This is a genomic window from Pseudomonas sp. SG20056, from assembly GCF_031764535.1.
Classification (GTDB): Bacteria; Pseudomonadota; Gammaproteobacteria; order Pseudomonadales; family Pseudomonadaceae; genus Aquipseudomonas.
In genome coordinates, this window is record NZ_CP134499.1 from 2697690 (window position 1) to 2714645 (window position 16956).

A 16956-nucleotide genomic window follows, 5' to 3' on the forward strand; every position below is an offset into this window, starting at 1 on the left:
ATGGACCTGCAGATCGACGACTTCTACAAAGATGCCGCCGCCGGCATGTTGACCCTGTACCAGGCGTTCCCCAGCAAAGTCGCGCTGTATGTTGAAGACCTGATCGGCCGCGAAGAGCCGGACGAATTCGGTCTGCCCACACCACGTCATCAAAGCTGTCTGGGCGCCCTGTTATGGCTGGCCGAGGAAGGTTATATCCGCTTCGACTCAACCATCGGGTACGACGCCCTGGATCAAGCCGTACTCAGCGAAAAAGGCTTTCTACGCCTGACTCGCGGTGTGCCTCATGCCCTGCGCGAGGGCGATGCCTTGCCGCCCAGCGTGCGCCGCGTACATGCCACCCTGGCCTTTCAGCTGCGCGAAGCCCTGGGCCAGCGCCATGGCGAACGCGTCGCCCGCCTCACCCGCCTGCTATTCGAATCCAACCTGAACGGCGCAAACGACATAGTTTGAAATAGTCGCCAGGTTGAAGTGCCTGGGGGTGCGCCCTTATATAGCCGTCATAACCAATAGTGGCCGTTGAAAACCAGGCTAAGCAGCCAAAACAGGGTTTTCAGCGGCCTGATAGATCTTTCCCCGTGAGGAGTCTCAATACACCATGATGCGCATTATGCTGTTCCTGGCCACCAACATTGCGGTGTTGATCATCGCCAGCATCACCCTGAAGTTGCTCGGGGTCGACCGCTTTACCGGCCAGAACTATGGCAGCCTGCTGGTTTTCTGCGCCGTGTTCGGTTTCGCCGGTTCGCTGGTTTCGCTGTTCCTGTCCAAGTGGATGGCGAAGATGAGCACCAAAACCGAAATCATCACCCAGCCACGCACCCGTCACGAACAGTGGCTGCTGCAGACCGTGGAAGAACTGTCCCGCGAAGCCGGGATCAAGATGCCGGAGGTGGGTATCTTCCCGGCCTATGAGTCCAACGCCTTCGCCACTGGCTGGAACAAGAACGACGCCCTGGTAGCCGTCAGCCAGGGCCTGCTGGAGCGTTTCTCGCCTGATGAAGTGCGTGCCGTACTGGCCCATGAAATCGGCCACGTGGCCAACGGTGACATGGTTACCCTGGCGCTGATCCAGGGCGTGGTGAACACCTTCGTGATGTTCTTCGCACGGATCTTCGGCAACTTTGTCGACAAGGTAATTCTGAAGAACGAAGACGGCCCAGGCATCGGTTACTTCGTTGCCACCATCTTCGCCGAGCTGGTTCTGGGCATCCTGGCAAGCATCATCGTTATGTGGTTCTCGCGTAAGCGCGAGTTCAAGGCCGACGAAGCTGGTGCACGCCTGGCCGGCACAGGTGCCATGATTGCCGCTCTGCAGCGCCTGCGCGCCGAACAGGAAGTGCCGGTCACCATGCCTAACAGCCTGACCGCGTTCGGCATCAACGGTGGCCTCAAAGGCGGCCTGGCTGGCCTGCTGATGACCCACCCGCCACTGGAAGTGCGTATCGAAGCCCTGCGTCAGCGCGGCTAAGTAGCAAAAGCCAAAAGGGCGACTCTTGAGTCGCCCTTTTTTGTGGCTGTGATTCAGTCTTTACGCAGCTGATAGACCCGCTCATCCAGGCGCTCAAGGCCGCGCTTTAAAAACTTCCAGTTATCGCCCAGCACATCACCGCACGCCAGTTCCTCCAGCTGCCAATCAGGCGTAAACAGCCGCTGCACTTCGTCATCCGCCACCGCGAAGGGCGGCCCGTCCATACGCGCCTGGTCATAGTCCAGGCTCACCAGTAAACCCTGGCAACCGCTGGGTAGCAGCTGCGATAGGTGTGCTACATAACGCGCGCGCATTTCTGGCGGCAATGCAATCAGCGCGGCGCGGTCATACAGCGCACTGCAACCGGCAAGCAGCTGCGCCGTCAGGGCAAAGAAATCACCGCAGTAGATCTCCACAGCGCCAGCCCGATACAGCCTGAAAGCGCCGACCTCACTGACCTCCGGCTGCAGCTTATGCTCGGCGAAGAAGTCCTCCACTGCACGCTGCGCCAGCTCAACACCAACGACTTGATAGCCCTGCCCCGCCAACCAGGCCAGGTCCAGGCTCTTGCCACACAGCGGCACCAGCACCCGTGCCCCCTCCGGCAAACCCAGCTCCGGCCAGTACTGCTGCAGATATGGATTGACCTCAGGTAGATGAAAGCCGATTTCACTGCGCGCCCAACGGGCCTGCCAGAATTCTGCGTGCATAGCGCCTCCAGTAGATAATCAGCCAAAGATCCTGCCGTAACACAGACAATAAGGCCAAATAATTCAGCCCGTATAAACCCATCTATTAAAACGATAAAAATACCCAGGCTTTTACGCTTTTATGCACATATTGGCTGATAGAAAATGCAAGTAATCCACTAGGAGTCTGCCATGTCATTGCCCAGCCTATTTATCTCCCACGGCTCGCCCATGCTGGCCCTGCAACCCGGCGCCAGTGGTCCTGCCCTCGCCCACCTGGCCAACCAACTGCCCAAACCACGCGCTATCGTGGTGGTTTCTGCGCACTGGGAAAGCCGCGAGCTGCAAGTAGGCAGTGCGGCGCAACCGCGAACCTGGCATGACTTTGGCGGTTTTCCTGCCGAGCTCTATCAAGTGCAATACCCAGCACCTGGCAACCCAACGCTGGCGGCGGAAATAATCCAACTGCTGGCCGCAGCCAACTTGCCAGCACAGCTCAACGCTGAGCGGCCGCTGGATCACGGCGCCTGGGTACCGCTGTCGTTGATGTACCCGCAAGCCGATATACCCGTGGTGCAGGTCTCACTACCTAGCCAACAAGGCCCAGCCCTGCAACGCCAGGTCGGCCAGGCTCTGACCAGCCTGCGCGCACAGGGCGTACTGTTGATCGGCTCCGGTAGCATCACCCACAACCTGGGCGAGCTGGACTGGCACGCGGGGCCGGAACAAATCGAACCCTGGGCGCAAGCCTTCCGCGACTGGGTGGTGAACAAACTGACCGAGCAAGACAACGCCGCCCTCGACGACTATCGCCGGCAGGCCCCGCACGCCGCACGCAATCACCCCAGCGACGAACACCTGCTGCCACTGTTCTTCGCCGCAGGTGCTGGCGGGCAATTCAAGGTCGAGCACAGCGGCTTTACCCTGGGCGCACTGGGGATGGATATCTACAGCTTCGGCTAAACGACAGGCTGCCTGGCTCCGGCAGATTGCGACTACCTGTAGCGACTAACCATGCGCCACCAGGAAGTCGGTCAGGAACACACCAGCGCAGTTCCAGACGATGGACAGATGCCCCTCATCCGGGAAGAAACGGTAACGCGCAGTCGCGAGTGCCCCGGCCATGTGCTCGGCCATGACGGGCGGTACATTGCGATCCTGTCCGCCTTGATATACATGCACTGGCATGCCGATTTCAGCCAGAGCAAAACCACGAGGTCTGGCGATTAATCGCACCTCCTGCTGCACACCAGCTATTCCTGGTCGATAGGCCTCGGCCAGGGCACGTGCAAAAGCATCAGCCAACTGCACTTGCTGCTGCACGAAACGGCGATCCGGCTCGGTCATCAGCCCAGCCAACTGGCGCACTGCGGCTGAGGGATCACGAAGAAACAGGCGCCGATCCAGCGCCAGCATTGGGGTCGTCAAACGCGGATGCAGCCGTGCCAGACCAAACAGCAACTTGAGTGCCGGATGCTGAGCGCGACGAAGCGCAGGAACATCCATGACGCCCATACCTGCCACGGTTCCGACAAAGCTCACTCGATGGCTCAAGCGCAACCCACACGCAAGGGCATAAGGCCCTCCGCAGGAAATGCCGAGTACACCGAAGCGTGCCAGACCGAGGTGGTCAGCCAGCTGCTCGACATCCTCGCTCCATGACAGAATGCTGCGCTGCGGGTTCGGGCTGGAACAGCCCACACCAGGTCGATCAGCGGCAATCAGACGCACACCAAGCCTGCATGCAGGCTCATCAAGCAGCGCAGCCTGCAAACGACAACCAGGCAAGCCGTGAAATACCAGCAACGCAGCGCCACTCAGATCGCCGTATTGCTGGTAGGCCAACTCACGGCCATCCCTTAGCACGACGCTCTCACAACCATTCATATTCATCGCAGCGCCTCGCAGTCCATCAAGGGCTCGGCCAACTCGCGCACCCGCGCCGGCAAAGGCAGTGATTGCCGCAGACGGGTATCAATATGCACACCAACCAGGGTAGATACCGCCGCAACACTGCCTTCCGGCTCTCTGCGCATTTCGTGACGAAAGCGGATCGACTTGCTGCCCACTGCCAGTACGCAAGTATGAATACTCACCAGATCACCGGCCACCAGCTCGCTGCTGTACTGCGTGTGCTGATCGGCTGCAACCATCCCTCGCCCACTCTCGCGCAGGGTCGCCGGTGCCAAGCCCAGGTGTGCAAATAGGGCCCAGCTGGCCTCATCGAACTTACCGGTGTACCACATCACGTTCATGTGCCCCATGTGGTCGCATTGCCAGGGATAGACCACACCACGATACGTCAACAATGCCTCGTCCACGCGAACGCTCCTCGATGCTCAGAACCCGCCCGATGCGAGCTTCGCAAACAGTTTGGAGCGAGCCCGGGCAGGAGTCGTCAGCAAAGGGTCAGCTATCGGTCAGCACGAAGGTCTCGTAGGCAATCACAGCTTTCGGGTCAGGCAAAGTGCGGCCAAGCGCACGCAACGCATGCCGATCCTGTACAGTCGCCGTTGGCAGGCGGCACAGCTCCAGCAGCAGCTTCAACTCCATCCCAGGTGCCTGCTGTGAGCGCGCCTCGGCCAAGGCCGACTGCAAGGCCTCTTGCGCCGCCAACGGATTACCACGCGCAAGCTCGATCTGCGCATGCAGGCAGGCAAGTTCAGGCAAGCGTGCTCGCTCACCCAGCCGCGCAGCCAAGCGTTCGGCCTGCGCTAAATACTGGGAGGCCGCTTGCCAATCACCCGCAGCAAGCAGGGCATCCGCGATAAACCCCAGCACCTGCACATGGCCAGCCACCATGCCAAGACGCTGAAGAATGGCGCCGCCTTCACGAATGCGCACGTAACCGGCCTGCCCATTGCTTTCATGCGCCATAACCCAGCCGGAAAGAATACGCCCAGCACCATCAGCCTGGAGCACGCCATAGCGAGTGTGCAGAGACGCCAGGGCCTGCGCATGGGCAACAACAGCCTCCTTTCGCCCAAACCATAGCTCCAGCATCCCGGCACAGCGTGTAGCCACTGCCAGCGACATCGGCTGAGCAAGATCATTCGCGCGCAGCAGTGCCGCTTCACACAACACCTGGGCCCGCTTGAACTGACCAAGGGGCAGCAGATGCAAGCCCAAGTGCGCCGACATGGCGACCAGAGGATCAACCACGAAACGCTGTCGAGGTAAGTGCTCACCCAATGTCTCGGCAATCGCAATGCCACGTTCCAGGTGCTGCCGCCCAGTGTTGTGCTGCCCAAGTACCGCGCAGAGCATGCCACCCAGATTGCAGGCAGCCAGCTCTAGCGCGGGATCCTGCAGCCTGTCCGCCAGTTGCGCTACACGCTCGATCAAACCATGCGCCAGCGAGTACTCGGCACGGCCATAACGCACCTGAGCCAGGCCGACCAGCCCCCAGCCAAGTTCGCGTGAATCGGCAAGCTCGGCAGCCAAAGCCTGAGCCCGGCCATAGAAGTCACCGGCTTCAACCGACGCCATGCCGTGCAACTGGGCACTGGCAATGCCGCCCTTGAGCAACAAATCCAGCTCCAGTTCGGCATTACTGCCGTCATGCAGTGCCAGACCATGGCAGGCAAACTGCAACGCCTGAGCCGCCGCAAAACACTCAAGTGCGGCTGAGCTGGCAACAGACAACTGCCTGACTGCAGCGGATGCTTCTTTACCCTGCTCAAAGTGAGCAGCCAACTCGGCAGCAGAGGCTGAACCGGCCCGCAACAAAGCGGCGGCTACCGCACGGTGCAGCCTCACCCGTGACAACGCCTGCAACCGCTGGTAGAACAGCTGCCGATAGAGGGCATGGCGAAAGGCAACACGCATATCCAGCCGGCCATCGGCAAGCAACGTAACCTCGCGTACAACAAGCCAGGCATGGCCTGCTGCAAGGATCTGACACTGGGTCTGCACCTCTGCCTCACTGCGCCGCAGCACATCCGCCAGAATGCCGATATGAAACTCGACACCGCACACACTGGCAGCCTCTAGCAGCGCATGCTGTTCATCGGTCAGATGGCTGAGCTGCCGCAGCAAGCTGCCCTCCAGGCCTTCAGGTACTCGCCATACGACTTGTTGCGGTGCCGCCAGTAGCTCGCTGACCAGGCTTTCAACAAACAGTGGCAGCCCCTCACTGCGCTGATAGAGCAGACGAGCCAGGTCGCTGCGTGCTGGCAATGCCGGATGGTAGCGCGCGAGGTAATCGCGCAGCTGCTCCAGAGAAAATGGCTGCAGTGCAAGCTCTTCACTCAAACCACGCAGATTCAGATCATGGCGCAATACGCTCAGTGGCTGCCCACTGTCAGCAGGACGTAGACTGCATACCAGCATCAGGCGCTTGAGGCCGCGACGCCGCGCCAGATACTCAAGCAAACGCACACTGGCGCTGTCGCACCAGTGCATATCCTCCAGAACCAGCAACAGCGGGCGCAGCTCACAGCAGCGCATCAGCAACTCGCCGAACTCGCGCAGCATCCGCTCAGGGCTGGCGCCCGCGCAGCTACGACGCAAGGCGTCACGCTCCGCCTCAGCGCACAACCAGGGGAGTTGCAACAACCACATCGGCGCGGCGAGCCGCAACATTGGCAACACCTGCTCATCACGCCGACAGAGCTCGGTAAGCAACTCCAGCCAGGGCAGATAGGGTTCGCCTTCACCAAAATGTTCGATGCATTGCCCCTGCACATGAAGGCCATCGAAACCTGTGTTCGCAAACGCCTCGAGTAGACGCGTCTTGCCGATCCCTGCCTCACCACTCAACCAGACCAGCTGCCGGGTTTGGCCGCAGCGCCGCCAGGCCTGCCGTAGCCTGTGCAACGCCGGCTCACGGCCGATCAGCTCGACCTCACTGGCAAGCTCGGCAGCACCGATAAAGCGATAACCCAGGCGGGAGGCTGTCTCAATAAACCGCGGTTGCCGAGGGTCATCCCCCAACGCCTGGCGTATACCGCTGATGGTGGTTTTGAGTACCGACTCACTGACATGCCGATGCCCCCAAACTGCATCCAGCAAAGCATCCTTACTGAGCAACCGCCCTGGCTGGCGAGCCAGCTCGCAGAGCAGTGCCAGCGCCTTGGGCTGCAGGGGAACCGGACGCCCATCATGGCTAAGACGCGCATTGTCTTCGTCCAGCTCAAAGCCGGCAAAACGCAAGCGCAAAGGAATGTGCGCAGGCATGAACTCGCTCTGTTTATTCAACCTGCAAAAATACTGTGGAGGCCCCGGTTAGTTGTCAATGCGCCGCAACAGACCTGGCTTGGATATGCACAAATGCAAAAAGCCGACCCTGAAATCAGGATCGGCTTTTCAATTGCAGGCTGTAGATCAATACCTCGCGTGAGCATGGTGACTCACAACGCAGTGATCAATCTTCGCGATAACGACGCAGCTTCAGCGGCTTGCCACCGACGCGGGTGTCTTTCAACTTACCCAGCAGACGATCAAGGCCTTCTTCCGGCAGCTCGACCAGACTAAAGCTCTCACGCACCTGAATGCGGCCGATGTCTTCACGGGCCAGACCGCCTTCATTGAGGATGGCGCCGAGCAGGTTCTTCGCCGCAATACCATCGCGTGCGCCCAGGGCGGTACGGCAACGAGCACGGCCTTCGGCCAATGGCACCGGCGCACGACGTTCACGGCTGCCTTCGCGATCAGGACGCTCAGGACGGTCACCGCGCTCGCTACGCTCACGTGGGCCACTGCTGTTTGGCACCAGCGGCTGGTCACGCTGAACTTCAGCCAGGGTCAGCGCCTGGCCGTTGGTGGCCTTGCGCAGCAGGGCTGCGGCCAGGGCACGCGGGCTGCAACCGATGTCGGCAGTCAGGCGATCCAGCAGCTCACCGTGGCTGGCTTCAGCATCAGCCACCAGGGGAGCCAGGCTGTTAGTCAGCTTCTTGATGCGGGCGTCCAACACCTGCTGGGCGTCCGGCAGCTTGACTTCGCCAACCTTCTGCCCGGTTACACGCTCGATCACCTGCAGCATGCGGCGCTCACGCGGGGTGACCAGCAGCAGCGCGCGACCGGTACGGCCAGCACGGCCGGTACGGCCAATACGGTGTACATAGGACTCAGGGTCGTATGGCATGTCCACGTTCATAACGTGGGTAATACGCGGCACGTCGAGGCCGCGAGCGGCAACGTCGGTGGCGATAACGATGTCCAGACGACCATCTTTCAGCGAGTCGATCACGCGCTCACGCTGGTTCTGCGCGATGTCGCCGTTGAGCGCAGCAGCCTTGTAGCCCTTGGCTTCCAGCGCAGCGGCCAGATCCAGGGTGGCTTGCTTGGTGCGAACGAAACCGATCAGCGCGTCGAACTCTTCGACTTCCAGCAGACGCAGTACGGCGGCGTGCTTCTGGTCAGCGTGGACCATCAGATGCACCTGCTCGATGGCAGTTACGGTCTGGGTTTTGGTTTCGATCTTGACGTGCTTGGGGTCACGCAGGTGCTTTTCGGCGATGGCGCGGATCGAGTGCGGCAGAGTGGCGGAGAACAGCACGCTCTGACGGCTTTCCGGCATGGCCTTGAAGATGACTTCGAGGTCATCCATAAAGCCCAGTTTGAGCATCTCGTCGGCTTCGTCGAGGACCAGGTGCTGAATGGTCGACAGGACTTTCTCGTCACGACGCAAGTGGTCAACCAGACGACCCGGAGTGGCCACAACAATCTGTGCGCCATTGCGGATGGCCTTGAGCTGCGGGCCCATCGGCGCACCGCCGTATACGGCGATAACACTGACACCCGGCATTTGCTTGGAGTAGGTTTCAAACGCAGTCGCAACCTGCAGCGCCAGTTCACGGGTCGGCGCCAGGATCAGCGCTTGTGGCTGACGCTTGGTCGGGTCGATGCGGCTGAGGATTGGCAGAGCGAAAGCAGCGGTTTTACCGGTACCGGTCTGCGCCTGGCCGATCATGTCGTGGCCGGCGAGAATGACTGGAATCGCTTGAATCTGAATAGCCGAAGGCTCTTCATAGCCAGTGGCAATTACAGCAGCGAGAACATTGGGATGTAGATCGAGAGCGGCGAAGCCGCCGGTTTCCTGGGTCATGGGTCTGCCTCTAGTGCATCCGCAAAGACCCATGTTCCAAAGCTGCGCATGCCGTGTAAGACCCGAGAGTCACCCTGGCAGCCATGTCGGCGGGGATTTGCGAAAACGTGTGATAAATGAATCGTCAAGGATAGTCCGCAAAAGGGACTAACTGCCAAAGTAAACCTTCGGGCGAGTTGTACTACCTGAACGTGGCCAAGAATTGACCGGCGCGCACTATACCGGAAAACCTGGCCGATGTGCCTGTTTTTCCATACGGCATACATAAAAAGGCATAAATAATGCCTATAGCGTGCCATACAGCCATCCTCTGATAGCCTGCAGCTGCCATGCTGTAACGGCTTCAGCCCCATCACTAACCTGCGCAAAAGGACTCCCCGCCATGACCCAAAGCACCAGCGGCCGCGTCAGCCGTGAAAAACGCGGCCAGATCATGTTGATCGGCCTGGACCGAGCGAGCAAACGCAACGCTTTCGATATGCCCATGCTGGATGACATGTGCCTGGCCTATGGTGAGTTCGAACGCGACAGCGAGGCGCGGGTGGCGCTGGTATTTGCCCATGGCGAGCACTTTACCGCCGGATTGGACCTGGCCAATGTGGCGGCGCAGTTTGCCGCCGGCTGGACGATTCCCGAGGGTGGCTGCGACCCCTGGGGCGTGTTCGGCGGGCCGCGCGTCAGTAAACCGGTGATTGTCGCCGCGCAAGGCTACTGCTACACCATCGGCATCGAGCTGATGCTCGCCTCGGATATCAACCTGTGCGCCAGCAATACCCGTTTTGCACAGATGGAAGTGCAACGCGGTATCTTCCCCTTCGGCGGCGCGACCTTGCGCATGCATCAGACCGCCGGCTGGGGCAACGCCATGCGCTGGCTGCTGACTGGCGATGAATTCGATGCTCACGAAGCCTATCGCCTGGGCTTTATCCAGCAGGTGGTGGCCAGTGAGGAACTGCTGCCCAAGGCACTGTGGCTCGCTGAACGCATTGCCGCGCAGGCGCCACTGGGAGTACAAGCCACCCTGGCGTCGGCGCGCCAGGCGGTGGTCGAAGGCCCGGCTGCCGCAGCCGCCAGCCTGCATCCGACCGTCACCCGCCTGATGGCCAGTGAAGATGCTCAGGAAGGCGTGCGAGCCATGCTGGAACGTCGTCCAGGTGATTTTAAAGGGCGTTGAGCGTGATCAGGTCGCAGGACGTACCGCTTTGATCAACGACTCCAGCGAATAACCGAACTGCGGCGCCAGCAGCTCATTGCGGCGCAGCAGTTCGGTAAAGTCGATGTTCTGCTCCAGATCCGCCGGCACCAGCAGCACCACATTGCCCTCCTTCACCGGGCACTCCCAGTAATGCCGGTGGTAGAGGCCGCGCAGCAGCGGCGCCCCCAGTGGCTTGCCGTCGTTGCCGGCCCACTGGTTGATGATCAGCCAGCCGCCAGGGTTAAGCTGCTTCTGGCAGTTTTCCAGAAAACGCCAGGCCAGATGCCCAGTCGCCGGACCATGGTCGGTGTACAGGTCGACAAACAGCAGGTCGGTCTTTTCCGCGCTTTCCAGCAGTTCCAACGCATCGCCGATACGAATGGTCAGGCGCGGATCATCGGTCAGCCCCATGTGCTCCATGGCCAAGCGCGGCACATCGGCGCGCAGCTCAATCACCTCGACATCTTCCAGCGGCAGAAACTTCAAGCAAGCCTGGGTTAGATTGCCAGCACCGAGGCCCAAAAACAGCGCGCTTTCCGGCTGCTCATGGCACAACGCGCCAAGCAGCATAGCGCGGGTGTAGTCGTACTCCAGCCAGCTGGGGTCCGGCATATACACGCAGCTCTGCTCAATCGCCTCACCAAATTCGAGAAAGCGGTAAGCGCCCATTTCGACCACCTGAATAACGCCGAAGGCATCGTGCACTTCAGCGATCAACAGCGGGTCCGGCATCTGCCCAACCGGAGGTAAACCTGGCATCCCGCACACTCCACCGTGACATCCCCGACCATTTCGGCCAGAGGAAAGGCGCTAATTGTCATTGAGGCACCCTCCCCCGGTCACGCGATAATTTTCCGCAGTCGGGAGCGCCGAGTTCGTCGCTATGCGGCTACAACAATAAAAACAAATATCGAGGTTTGCCATGTACGCCATTATCGGTGCCGGCCCCATGGGGCTGTGTACAGCACGTCAACTGCACAAGCACGGCATCGACTTTGTCGGTTTCGAACTGCACGCGGATGTCGGCGGCCTGTGGGACATCGATAATCCGCACAGCACCATGTACGACTCGGCGCACCTGATTTCCTCCAAGGGCACCACCCAATTCACTGAATTTCCGATGCGCGTCGAGGTGGCGCCCTACCCGCATCACAGTGAAATGCGCCGCTACTTCCGTGACTACGCCAAACATTTTGGGCTGTATGCGCATTACCAGTTCAACACCCGCGTGGTGGAAATTCAGCGCCTGGATAAAGGCTGGAAGCTGATCAGCGAGTACGACGGCGTGCAGCGTGAATGGCTGTTCGACGGCGTACTGATGGCCAACGGCACCCTGCACACGCCTAACCAACCAGCGCTACCCGGCACGTTTACCGGAGAGTTGATGCATTCCAGCGACTACCGCTCGGCAGCGGTATTCGACAGCAAACGCGTGCTGGTAATTGGCTGCGGCAACTCGGCCTGCGATATCGCCGTGGACGCCGTGCACCGCGCCGCTTCGGTGGACCTGTCGGTACGCCGTGGCTATTACTTCCTGCCCAAGTTCACCCTGGGCCGCCCCACTGACACCCTCGGCGGTGCGATCAAGCTGCCGCGCCCGTTCAAGCAATTCCTCGATGGCCTGCTGGTACGCGCGCTGGTCGGCAAGCCGTCGCAATACGGCCTGCCCGACCCGGATTACAAACTCTACGAATCACACCCGGTGATGAATTCCCTGGTGCTGCACTACCTCGGCCATGGCGATATCCAGGCGCGCCGCGATGTGGCCACAGTCGACGGTTTGCAGGTGACCTTCAGCGATGGCGAACAAGCCGAGTACGACCTGATTCTGCAAGGCACCGGCTACAAGCTCGACTACCCCTTTATCGACCGTACGCACCTCAACTGGCCCCAGGCAGCCGGGGCGCCGCAGCTCTACCTCAACGTGTTCCACCCCGAGTATGACGACCTGTTTATGCTGGGCATGGTCGAAGCCTCCGGCCTCGGCTGGCAGGGCCGCGACGAGCAGGCCGAGCTGGTGGCGCTGTATATCAAGGGCCTGCAAGCCGGCAGTCAGGCGGCCAAGGACTTCCAGGCACTCAAGCGCGAACGCGCCGGCATACGTCTGGACGGCGGCTACCAGTACCTGCAACTGGAGCGCATGGCCTACTACGTGCACAAGGACAGCTATCGTCAAACCATCGCGCAGCACAGTAACAGCCTGCGCGCCGGTTTGGCTGCGCGGCCCGCTGTCGCCAGCCGCACTGCCGAAGGAAGCCTGTGATGGAGCCGGTGAATATCCAGTTCGACCCCAGTAGTCTAGTGCTGATCAACATCATCCTCGCGGTGATGATGTTCGGTGTCTCGCTGGACCTGCGCCTGGATGACTTCAAACGCATCGTCCGCGAACCCAAGGCACCGGTGATTGGCCTGCTGGCGCAGTTTGTCCTGCTGCCGGCGCTGACCTGCCTGGCCTGCTGGGCGCTGCGCATCGAACCGATGCTGGCCCTGGGCATGATGCTGGTGGCGGCCTGCCCCGGCGGCAGCTTCTCCAACATCATGACCTGGATGGCGCGGGGCAACGTCGCGGTCTCGGTGAGCATGACGGCGGTATCCAGCCTTGCGGCCAGCATGCTGACGCCACTGAACTTCGGCTTCTACGCCTGGCTCAATCCACTGACCCGACCACTGCTGACACAGATCGCCATGGACCCGATCAGCCTGCTGCTGTTGGTGCTGCTGGTGCTCGGCCTGCCGCTGATTGTCGGCATGTGGGTTGGTCGGCGTTTTCCTGGCCTGTCGCTCAAGGTGGAAAAGCCGCTGCGCATCTTTGCCCTGCTGGTGATGCTGGCCTTCGTCTCCCTGGCCTTCAGCCGCAACTTCGACCAGTTCATCGCGCACTTCCATCTGTTCTTCTGGCTGGTGGTGGCGCACAACGCCCTGGCGTTGGCGGTGGGCTACTGGTGCGCGCGACTGTCCGGGCTGCCGGCAGCGGATCGTCGGGCGATCACCCTGGAAGTCGGCATCCAGAACTCGGCCCTGGGCCTGGTGATCATCTTCACCTTCTTCCCGCAGGCCAGCGGCATGCTGCTGATCGCCGCGTTCTGGGGCTGCTGGCACCTGGTCAGCGGCCTGGCCCTGGCCTTTATCTGGTCTCGTCGGCCACCCGCAAGCCTGCCACTTACACCTACGGCCCTAGCCAGCGCTGGAGAAAAATAATGCCCACCATCCTGATCACCGGGGCCGCCAGCGGCCTCGGCTGGCAGCTTGCGCGCGCCTACCACGGCCAAGGCTGCAACCTGCTGCTCACCGATATCAACGCAGATGGCCTGAGCGCGCGGGTCAATGAGCTGGGCGCCGAGCGGGTAATCGGCCTGGCTGGCGATATCACCGACCCGCACCTGCATCAGCAATTACTGCTGGCCTGTAGCGAGCGTTTCGGCCGCCTCGATGTGCTGATCAACAACGCCGGCATCACCCACCGCTCGCCAACCATGCAGACAGACCCAGCAGTGCTGCGCAAGGTCATGGCCGTCGACTATCAGGCGCCCGTGGAGCTGACCCTGAGCGCCTTGCCGTTGCTGCGCCAGAGCCATGGACAGATCATCGCCATCGGCTCCATGGCCGGCTGGATGCCTGTGCTCGGCCGTGCCGGTTATTGCGCCGCAAAAAGCGCCCTCGGTCAGTTCTTCGAGGTGCTGCGCGCTGAGGCCGCCCGCGACGGCATCAGGATGTTGCTGGTGTACCCCAGCTTTCTCGACACGCCGATCGAACAGAACGCCCTCGGCGGCGATGGCCAGCAGGCGCAGCACGGCCGCTCAACCGTAGGCCAGATACGCGGCGCCGACTGGATGGCCGCGCAGATTCTCCAGGCGCAAATGCAAGGCCGCGAGCGCCTGTTCCCCGACCGTGGCAGCTGGCTGGCCAGCCTGCTCTGGCGCATCGCCCCGGGTTTCTACTACCGCAAGATGAGCGCGCGCTTCGCAGGGGAGATGGGCTGATGGAGGTTATCTGGCTGACCCTGGCCGGTTTTATCCTGCTGGCCTACACCCTGGAGGCGATCACCGGTTTCGGCAGCATCGTGATTGCCCTGTCACTGGGTGCCCTGCTGCTGCCCATCGACCAGCTACTGCCGGTGCTGGTGCCGCTGAATATCTGCATGACCGGTTACCTGGTCTGGCGACACCGACAAATGATCGACCGCCGCCTGCTGCAGGGCATGATCCTGCCCGGCATGCTGCTCGGCACGGCTGTCGGCTATGCCCTGCTGCCCTTCCTCGATGCTGCCCTGGCCAAGCGCCTGTTTGGCGCATTGGTGCTGTGGTTTGCCGCTCGCGAACTGTGGCGCCTGCGTCATGCGGCCGTGCAACCCATGCGGCCCATGTGGCTTAGCCGCCTGCTCAGCCTGTGCGCAGGCATCAGTCACGGTCTGTTCGCCTCCGGCGGCCCGCTGCTGGTGTTCGCCCTGGCCGGTACGCAACTGGACAAGGCGCGCCTGCGCGCCACCCTGGTCACGGTGTGGTTCACCCTCAACAGCCTGCTGACCGTCGCCTTCCTGCTCGACGGCCGCCTACTGCCCGCCCTGCCGCAAGTCGCCAGCTACGCGCCGCTGCTGCTGATCGGCGTTTGGCTCGGTGAGCGCCTGCACCAGCGCTTCAACGAACAACACTTCCGCATCGCCATTTACCTGTTGCTGCTGGTCACCGGCGGCCTGCTGCTCGCGCCCTGGAGTTTGCTATGAGCTTCGACATCATCATCAAAAATGGTCTGTATTTCGACGGCACAGGTACACCCGGTGCGCAGCGGCATATCGGCATCAAGGACGGACGCATCGATGTACTCAGCCTCAGCCCGCTGGATGAAAGCGGTTGCCCCGAGGTGCTGGATGCGGCCGGCAAGTGGGTCACCCCGGGCTTTTTGGAAATCCACTCGCACTACGACGCCGAAGTGATCGCCGCGCCGGCACTCAAAGAGTCAGTGCGCCACGGCGTGACCAGCGTGACCATCGGCTCCTGCTCGATCAGCATGGTGTTGGCCGATGCAGAAGACTGCTCGGACCTGTTCACCCGCGTCGAGGCGGTGCCGCGTGAATACGTGCTGCCGATCCTGCAACAGAAAAAGACCTGGCGCGACGCCGCCGGCTACCGCGCTTTCTACGATCAGCAGCCGCTGGGGCCGAACGTCAGCTCCTTCCTTGGCCACTCCGAACTGCGCGTGGCGGTGATGGGCCTGGAGCGCGCCACCAGCCAGGTCAAACCGACCGAAGCCGAACTTGCACGTATGGAGCAACTGCTGGAAGAGGCACTGGACGCCGGCTGCATCGGCCTGTCGGTGATGACCACCAAGCTGGACAAGATGGACGGCGACCGCGCCTGGTCCAGCCCGCTGCCCTCGACCTTTGCCAGCTGGACGGAGTTCTCGCGCCTGTTCGCCGTGCTGCGCCGGCGTGGCGCGGTGCTACAGGGTGCGCCGGATGCAGTGACCAAGGTCAACGTGTTCGCTTTCCTCTACCAGGCCCATGGCTGGTTCCGCCAACCGCTGAAGTGCTCAATGCTGACCGCCCTGGACCTGAAATCGCAGCCACTGTTGCATTACTTCACCCGCCTCTCTGGCTGGCTGGCTAACCGCGTGCTGCGCGGCCATTTCCGCTGGCAGACTCTACCGGCGCCCTTCACCCTGCGCCTGGAAGGGCTGAATGTGAACGCCTTCGAGGAGTTCGGTGCGGGCGAAATCCTGCGCAACATCAAAGACCCGGACGAGCTGTACGCCAAGGTGCTGGAGCCGGAATTCCGTGCGCTGTTCAAAAAGCAGGTCAAGGCCGTGCTGACCAAGGGCCTATGGCACCGCGACTTTTCCGACTGCTGGGTAACCGAATGCCCGGACGCCAGCATGATCGGCAAGAATTTCAAGCAGCTCGGCGCCGCCCGTGGCCTGGATCCGGTGGATGCCTACTTCGAGCTGGCCTGCCAGTACCGCGAGGCACTGAAGTGGACTACCTGCTACGGCAACCAGCGCGAGGCGGTGATGCACAAGCTGCTGTCCAGCCCCTGGACCCAGCCGGGCTTTGCCGACTCCGGCGCACACCTGCGCTCCATCGCCCAGTACAACTTTGCGCTGCGCTTCCTTAAATATGTGCGTGACGCCGAACTGGCCGGCACGCCGTTTATGGACATGGGCCGCGCCATCCATCGCCTGACCGGTGAATTGGCAGATTTTATTGGCATGGACGCCGGCACTATCCGCGTTGGCGATCGGGCTGATGTAGTGATCGTCAATCCGGCTGGGCTGACCGATGAGCTGGATGAGATGCATGAAGCGCCAATGGAGGTGCTCGGCCTGGAACGGGTGGTCAAACGCAATGACGCGGCGGTGGATGCCACCCTGATCAACGGCCATATCGCCTATCGGCGTGGCAGCGAGTTCCCGCAAGCGCTGGGTAAGCAGCCGGGCTTTGGCCGTTTTCTACCGGGGCGTGACGTATTGCCACGCACGGCAACCGCCAGCGGCTTCAGGCCTGTCACTGCCTGAGCCACACGTCACCATGCAGCGGCTCTATCGCGCCTATCGGCTTGAA

Annotated in this window: 15 protein-coding genes; 9 read left to right on the forward strand and 6 right to left on the reverse strand. The window is 61.5% G+C overall.

Going from position 1 to position 16956, the window contains the following annotated elements; all coding sequences use genetic code 11:
- On the forward strand, window positions 1-453 hold the full coding sequence (locus tag RHP75_RS12895) for a hypothetical protein (protein ID WP_311088521.1): 453 nt from the start codon (window positions 1-3) through the stop codon (window positions 451-453).
- Window positions 454-598: 145 nt separating this feature from the next.
- Window positions 599-1471, forward strand: coding sequence for a protease HtpX (gene htpX / locus RHP75_RS12900; protein ID WP_311088522.1), 873 nt, complete (start codon window positions 599-601; stop codon window positions 1469-1471).
- Window positions 1472-1524: 53 nt separating this feature from the next.
- On the opposite strand, the gene RHP75_RS12905 is transcribed toward htpX, so the two are convergent.
- Complete coding sequence (locus RHP75_RS12905; RefSeq protein WP_311088523.1) at window positions 1525-2181, reverse strand: thiopurine S-methyltransferase; 657 nt, start codon at window positions 2179-2181, stop codon at window positions 1525-1527.
- A 171-nt stretch (window positions 2182-2352) separates the two neighbouring features.
- Here RHP75_RS12905 and RHP75_RS12910 point away from each other — a divergent pair, with 171 nt between their 5' ends.
- A complete protein-coding gene (locus RHP75_RS12910; RefSeq protein ID WP_311088524.1) occupies window positions 2353-3123 on the forward strand; it encodes a class III extradiol ring-cleavage dioxygenase in 771 nt (256 codons plus the stop codon).
- Between the two features lie 45 nt (window positions 3124-3168).
- Here RHP75_RS12910 and RHP75_RS12915 read toward each other — a convergent pair whose 3' ends face one another.
- The 4 genes from RHP75_RS12915 to RHP75_RS12930 form a co-directional block, all read right to left on the reverse strand.
- Window positions 3169-4053, reverse strand: a complete 885-nt coding sequence (locus RHP75_RS12915; protein ID WP_311088525.1) for an alpha/beta fold hydrolase — start codon at window positions 4051-4053, stop codon at window positions 3169-3171.
- Window positions 4050-4481, reverse strand: coding sequence for a thioesterase family protein (locus tag RHP75_RS12920; protein ID WP_311088526.1), 432 nt, complete (start codon window positions 4479-4481; stop codon window positions 4050-4052). Before RHP75_RS12920 ends, RHP75_RS12915 begins: the two co-directional genes overlap by 4 nt.
- 88 nt (window positions 4482-4569) lie before the next feature.
- Complete coding sequence (locus tag RHP75_RS12925; protein ID WP_311088527.1) at window positions 4570-7338, reverse strand: AAA family ATPase; 2769 nt, start codon at window positions 7336-7338, stop codon at window positions 4570-4572.
- A gap of 187 nt (window positions 7339-7525) precedes the next feature.
- Window positions 7526-9241 carry a DEAD/DEAH box helicase gene (locus tag RHP75_RS12930; RefSeq protein WP_311088528.1) on the reverse strand — a complete coding sequence of 572 codons (1716 nt, stop codon included), beginning with the start codon at window positions 9239-9241 and terminating at the stop codon, window positions 7526-7528.
- Window positions 9242-9590: 349 nt separating this feature from the next.
- On the opposite strand from RHP75_RS12930, the gene RHP75_RS12935 reads away from it, so the two are divergent.
- Window positions 9591-10382: a crotonase/enoyl-CoA hydratase family protein gene (locus RHP75_RS12935; protein ID WP_311088529.1), complete on the forward strand. Its 792-nt coding sequence runs from the start codon at window positions 9591-9593 to the stop codon at window positions 10380-10382.
- Between the two features lie 6 nt (window positions 10383-10388).
- On the opposite strand, the gene RHP75_RS12940 is transcribed toward RHP75_RS12935, so the two are convergent.
- Complete coding sequence (locus RHP75_RS12940; RefSeq protein ID WP_311088530.1) at window positions 10389-11162, reverse strand: spermidine synthase; 774 nt, start codon at window positions 11160-11162, stop codon at window positions 10389-10391.
- Between the two features lie 163 nt (window positions 11163-11325).
- Here RHP75_RS12940 and RHP75_RS12945 point away from each other — a divergent pair, with 163 nt between their 5' ends.
- From RHP75_RS12945 to RHP75_RS12965, 5 genes are read left to right on the forward strand one after another with little or no spacing between them, the layout of a single operon-like run.
- Entirely contained in the window at window positions 11326-12666 is a 1341-nt protein-coding gene (locus RHP75_RS12945; RefSeq protein ID WP_311088531.1) for an NAD(P)-binding domain-containing protein, read from the forward strand.
- Window positions 12666-13601, forward strand: coding sequence for a bile acid:sodium symporter family protein (locus RHP75_RS12950; protein WP_311088532.1), 936 nt, complete (start codon window positions 12666-12668; stop codon window positions 13599-13601). Before RHP75_RS12945 ends, RHP75_RS12950 begins: the two co-directional genes overlap by 1 nt.
- Complete coding sequence (locus tag RHP75_RS12955; RefSeq protein ID WP_311088533.1) at window positions 13601-14383, forward strand: SDR family NAD(P)-dependent oxidoreductase; 783 nt, start codon at window positions 13601-13603, stop codon at window positions 14381-14383. The genes RHP75_RS12950 and RHP75_RS12955 overlap by 1 nt, the downstream gene beginning before the upstream one ends.
- Window positions 14383-15123: a sulfite exporter TauE/SafE family protein gene (locus tag RHP75_RS12960; protein WP_311088534.1), complete on the forward strand. Its 741-nt coding sequence runs from the start codon at window positions 14383-14385 to the stop codon at window positions 15121-15123. Before RHP75_RS12955 ends, RHP75_RS12960 begins: the two co-directional genes overlap by 1 nt.
- Window positions 15120-16910, forward strand: a complete 1791-nt coding sequence (locus tag RHP75_RS12965) for an amidohydrolase family protein (RefSeq protein WP_311088535.1) — start codon at window positions 15120-15122, stop codon at window positions 16908-16910. Before RHP75_RS12960 ends, RHP75_RS12965 begins: the two co-directional genes overlap by 4 nt.
- Window positions 16911-16956: the final 46 nt, after the last annotated feature.